A 4,645-nucleotide genomic window follows, 5' to 3' on the forward strand; every position below is an offset into this window, starting at 1 on the left:
GTCTCATCGGCCAGGAGGCGCGCGACACAGCGCGAGGCGTTGCCACAGGCGCCGGCCTCGCTGCCGTCGGCGTTGAAAAACCGCACGAACACGTCCGCGCCCGGCGCGCAGGCCGGACGCAGGAGCACAAGCTGGTCGCAGCCGATGCCGCGATGGCGGTCGCTCAGGGCTGCGATGCGTGCCGGTGTGAGGTCGTACCTGACCGGGCGCTCATCAATGATGATGAAGTCGTTCCCAAGGCCATGCATCTTCAGAAAAGGTGTCCGCATCCGCGTCTTATAAGAGAAGTCGCGAGGGAAATGCGACTGCCGAGTGCACCGCGCGCGCGGGATGTTTCCAGCGTTACGGTAGCCTGTGAAAAGTTTCCTTTAACGTTTTGAAACATGGTCACTTTAATTTCGCTCCCCTGTAGTCCGCGCCCCTGTTAAGGCGGCGTCCGACCGCTGCCCCGGGGCAGCCGACGCCAAGCACGCAGGGGATGCTTTCATGTTCACGTCCGATCTGGCCTGTCGAGAAGCCCGGCTGCTGTGGTCTCTGGAGGCCGGCGGCGCGACGGCGTGGACACACTGGGAGGCGGCCGGGGCGCTGGGGCTGGCCGGTGCCCTGATGCCCGTCCAGGAGACAGGGTCAGACCGGCGGACGACAGGCCTGCGTGCACCCGAAGCCTGGGGCATCGACGGCGAACGACGCACGATCGGCCCCGTCACCGGCCGCCCGGTCCGCACACTGGGTCTGCCCGATGGATCGCAGCAGACCGGTCTTCTGTTTGATGGCGCCACCCCTTCCGCAGCGGCGGCGGCGCTGGAGCACGTGTCGCGTGACACGCTGTGCCTGATCCAGCTCGATATTTTGCTCCGCCCCCGCCTCCGTGACGCATGGCGTGTGGCTGACGCGCTGATCGCCGAGGCGACCGCGCCGTTTGACGCCGCATCCGCCCTGATCGGCACGCCGCTGGACGTCGCCGACCAGCTTGGCCGCTACGTGGCAGGGGGGCTGTGCCGCTTCGTCCTGGTCCCACGCGAGCCGGACACGACGATGGTGGCCGTCGCCGAGATGATCGTGCCCCTGACGCACCGTATCCGTATGAACCCACCCCAGTCTGCCTTTAATTTGCCCAAAAGAAAGGCAGAGATGGAACGGGTAGGGATTGGAATGGTGTGATCGTCAGGCGCGGCCTGCCTTCTGCCTTCCAAAATGCTTAGACAGGCTGATCCGTCCGCGATTATTCAGTCATATATACTGACCGATCGGACTTTATAGACCATCGTTCGGACACTCTGCGGTCCGAACGAACGGTTTCGGAGCGCCAGAGTCGAGTATCGGGCATTCCTACGGCGTACGTGACATGCTACGTTGCATATCACATATGCGCCTTTTATAAGGAATTGTAATAGGTCGCATATCGAAAGTGGATTTGTGCGAAGCTACGCGTTTATGAAATCGCCGGCCAGACCGGGACGTGAAAGATCGATTTAAGTGGACACTCGCTTTCTGGAAACGCTTCTTCTGGTCATCGAGCGCGGTTCGCTTGCGGACGCCGCACGGCAACTCAACATCACACCAGCCGCCGTCTCGCAGCGTATACAGACATTGGAACATGAGATCGGCCACGAACTGCTGCAGCGCAGCGGACGCAGTGTACGGCCGACGGAACACGCCTCGGCCATCGTCGAACAAAGCCGCGCCATCATCGCCCAGGTGCGCGACCTCAGCGCAAACGGCACCTCTGAGCCGCCGGTCGGCAAACTGCGCGTAGGAGCGATCTCATCGCAGCTGAAAGGCTCTCTTCCCGCCGTTCTGGCCACGTTTTTCAAGCAGTTCCCGCAGATCGAGCTTCTGGTCGATCATGGGACATCTTCCGAGCTTTACAAACGCCTTCTGGACGACACGCTCGATGCGGTCGTGATCGCCGAGCCGCCTTTCGAACTGCCGAAAGGCTATCAGTGGCGTCGCATCCGCTCCGAGCCGCTGGTCGTGCTCGCTCCGCCGAACGAAACCTTGTCAGATCCCCACGAGATACTGCGTAGCCGCCCGTTCATCCGGTTCGACCGGACACAATGGAGCGGGCAGATGGCCAACGCCTATCTGATCCGCAACAGTCTCCACCCTCAGGATGTGCTGGAACTCGATTCGATCGAAGCGATCATGGCGATGGTGAATGCCGGTGTTGGCGTGGCCCTGGTTCCAGACTGGCCCTCCATCCCGACTACGGCGTCCAAGGTGCGCAAGATTCCACTTCATCCCTCCGCGCCGGCCCGTACCGTTGGCCTTCTGTGGTCGGGCAAGTCGACGCGCATCCAGTTCATCTCGCGCTTCGTGCAAGCGATGGACAAGACCTTCAAGCCATGACGGAGCAAGCCCCCCTCGCAGCCAGGCGGGGCGCGGAGGTGGCGGAACATGCATTCGTGACCACAGGACGCTTGACCGCTCACGCTGCCTGACCTCTAAAGTCGCTTCAGTTCTCCGGGGGGTCGCCATCAGGCGGCTGAGAGTGGGGTGAAGCCCCTGACCCGTCGAACCTGATCCGGGTCATGCCGGCGAAGGGATGGGACACAAGCGGGCATCGACCGGGGACGGCCGGCCCGTCTTCCTGCGACTGACGCCGGCGCGGCTCTTCCTGAACAGCAGGAGACGCGCCATGAACATCCAAACCAAACCTGACATCGCTCGTAAAAATCCGTCGCGTGCCCCCGCGACCGGCGACGTGACCGTCGGTCCGCGCGCAGGTGGCCGCAAGGTCTACGACACCGGCGAACGCTTTGCCGATCTGCGGGTGCCGTTCCACCAGATCGACCTGCATCCCAGCGCGAATGAGGCGCCGGTCGTGGTGTACGACCCGTCCGGCCCGTATACCGACCCCGCCGCGACCATTGACATCGCGCGTGGCCTGCCCGATGTGCGATCGGCCTGGATCGCCCGCCGGGGCGACGCGGATGCCGTGGCCGTGCCCCGCGTGGTCCGGCCTGAGGATAACGGGGGCGCCACTGGCGAGATGCTGGCCCCGGAATTCGACAACAGCCGACGCACGATCCTGCGCGGTCGCGCCGGGCGGCCGGTGACGCAACTCGAATACGCGCGGGCGGGCATCGTCACCGAGGAGATGGAATACATCGCCATTCGCGAAAACCTGCGTCGCGCGAAAGATGCGCAGGTCATGCGTGATGGCGAGGATTTCGGCGCCTCCGTCCCCGATTTCGTGACGCCGGAGTTCGTGCGCGACGAAGTCGCCCGCGGGCGCGCGGTCATCCCGGCGAACATCAACCACCCTGAAGTCGAACCGATGATCATCGGGCGCAACTTCCTGGTGAAGATCAACGCCAACATCGGCAACTCCGCCGTGCTCAGCCATGTCGCCGATGAGGTGGACAAGATGGTCTGGGCCACGCGCTGGGGCGCGGATACGGTTATGGACCTGTCGACGGGCCGCAATATCCACAACATCCGCGACTGGATTGTTCGCAACGCGCCGGTGCCGATCGGGACCGTGCCGATCTATCAGGCGCTGGAAAAGGTGGATGGCATCGCCGAAGACCTGACCTGGGACGTGTTCCGCGACACCCTGATCGAACAGGCCGAACAGGGCGTGGACTACTTTACCATCCACGCAGGCGTGCGCCTGCCGTTCGTGCCGCTGACGGCCAACCGGGTGACGGGCATCGTCTCGCGCGGGGGCTCGATCATGGCGAAATGGTGCCTCGCCCATCACCGCGAGAGCTTCCTGTATGAGCATTTCGCCGAGATCTGCGAGATCATGCGCGCCTATGACGTGACCTTCAGCCTGGGCGACGGCCTGCGCCCCGGCTCGATCGCGGATGCGAACGACGACGCCCAGTTCGCCGAGTTGCGCACGCTGGGCGAACTGACGCAGGTCGCCTGGGACCACGGCTGTCAGGTCATGATCGAAGGCCCCGGTCACGTGCCGATGCACAAGATCAAGGCCAACATGGACGAGCAACTCAAGCATTGCGGCGAAGCACCGTTCTACACGCTCGGCCCGCTGACGACCGACATCGCACCGGGCTACGACCACATCACCTCCGCCATCGGGGCAGCGATGATCGGCTGGTTCGGCACGGCGATGCTCTGCTACGTCACGCCCAAGGAGCATCTGGGGCTGCCCGACCGTGACGACGTGAAGACGGGCGTCATCACCTACAAGCTGGCGGCGCACGCGGCCGACCTTGCCAAAGGCCACCCGTCGGCGCGCCTGCATGACGACGCGATTTCCCGCGCACGGTTCGAATTCCGCTGGGAAGACCAGTTCAATCTCGGCCTCGACCCTGAGACCGCACGCTGCTTCCACGACGAAACCCTGCCCAAGGAAGCCCACAAGACGGCGCATTTCTGTTCGATGTGCGGACCGAAGTTCTGCTCGATGAAAATCAGTCAGGACATTCGCGACGCGGCGCGCGGCCAGAATGACTCGGCCACCCTGTCATCGGCACAGATCCGCGCCGGCCTGACGGACATGAGCGAGAAGTTCCGCTCAGGCGGCAGCAAGATCGACGTAAGCCTGGCGTAACCAGTTCCCCGGGCTTCGGCCCGGGGACACCGAGGCCGGGCGCCGCCCTTACTCCGCCCGGGCCAGCGGCAGGTTCGGCATGCCGTGGTCGCTGGCTTCGGCAACCCACGGCCGGGCACCGCG

3 protein-coding genes, 1 pseudogene and 1 riboswitch are annotated in these 4,645 nt (G+C 64.1%); of the genes and pseudogenes, 3 read left to right on the forward strand and 1 reads right to left on the reverse strand.

Features of this window, described 5'->3' with window-relative positions; all coding sequences use genetic code 11:
- Positions 1-269: pseudogene (locus HUK82_RS14600) on the reverse strand (diaminopimelate epimerase); the annotation flags it as partial.
- 217 nt (positions 270-486) lie between these two features.
- Here HUK82_RS14600 and HUK82_RS14605 point away from each other — a divergent pair.
- From HUK82_RS14605 to thiC, 3 genes are all read left to right on the forward strand, one after another.
- Positions 487-1,161 carry a hypothetical protein gene (locus HUK82_RS14605; protein ID WP_176614648.1) on the forward strand — a complete coding sequence of 225 codons (675 nt, stop codon included), beginning with the start codon at positions 487-489 and terminating at the stop codon, positions 1,159-1,161.
- Between the two features lie 315 nt (positions 1,162-1,476).
- Entirely contained in the window at positions 1,477-2,349 is an 873-nt protein-coding gene (locus HUK82_RS14610) for a LysR family transcriptional regulator (protein ID WP_176614649.1), read from the forward strand.
- Between the two features lie 105 nt (positions 2,350-2,454).
- Positions 2,455-2,564, forward strand: a riboswitch (TPP riboswitch).
- Positions 2,565-2,638: 74 nt separating this feature from the next.
- Entirely contained in the window at positions 2,639-4,522 is a 1,884-nt protein-coding gene (gene thiC, locus HUK82_RS14615; RefSeq protein WP_176614650.1) for a phosphomethylpyrimidine synthase ThiC, read from the forward strand.
- Positions 4,523-4,645 lie beyond the last annotated feature (123 nt).

Source organism: Ameyamaea chiangmaiensis, assembly GCF_013376175.1.
GTDB lineage: Bacteria > Pseudomonadota > Alphaproteobacteria > Acetobacterales > Acetobacteraceae > Ameyamaea > Ameyamaea chiangmaiensis.

Coding starts and splice junctions, on each gene's coding strand:
- HUK82_RS14605 (WP_176614648.1), top strand. CDS start 487: ATGTTCACGTCCGATCTGGCCTGTCGAGAAGCCCGGCTGCTGTGGTCT.
- thiC (WP_176614650.1), top strand. CDS start 2,639: ATGAACATCCAAACCAAACCTGACATCGCTCGTAAAAATCCGTCGCGT.